Source organism: Dysgonomonas sp. 521, assembly GCF_010501055.1.
Classification (GTDB): Bacteria; Bacteroidota; Bacteroidia; order Bacteroidales; family Dysgonomonadaceae; genus Dysgonomonas.
On the sequence record NZ_QVMO01000242.1, the window covers coordinates 1 to 353 of the forward strand.

General features: G+C 44.8%; 1 pseudogene. It reads left to right on the forward strand.

Annotation, left to right across the window (positions count from 1 at the left end):
• Positions 1–168 precede the first annotated feature (168 nt).
• Positions 169–353: pseudogene (locus D0T84_RS22380) on the forward strand (Arm DNA-binding domain-containing protein); the annotation flags it as partial.

Sequence of the window (353 nt, forward strand, 5' to 3'; positions counted from 1 at the left end):
TTTGGGTGGATATCTGCCGGAATGGCAGATTTTTAGAACCGATTTCTAATGGATTTAGAACCGGATTACTGGGTGGGGATGCTCCGGATTATGCACCTTTCCTTTTCGTAAATTGTTACGATAAACAAACTCAACTTGTGAAAACAATTTAAAAAAAGGAAATCAATTATGTGTACAATCACCTATTACCTGCGCCCGCTCAAAGACAACGGCGGTCAGGTACAAGGCAGCCTGTGCGTGCGGTTAATCTACCGGCGTAAGGTGCGTAACCTGTCCCTGGGCTTGCGCTTATATGAAGCAGAGTGGGATGCCTCCACTCAAAATATTATCCATCCTGTATTGTATGACTCCCG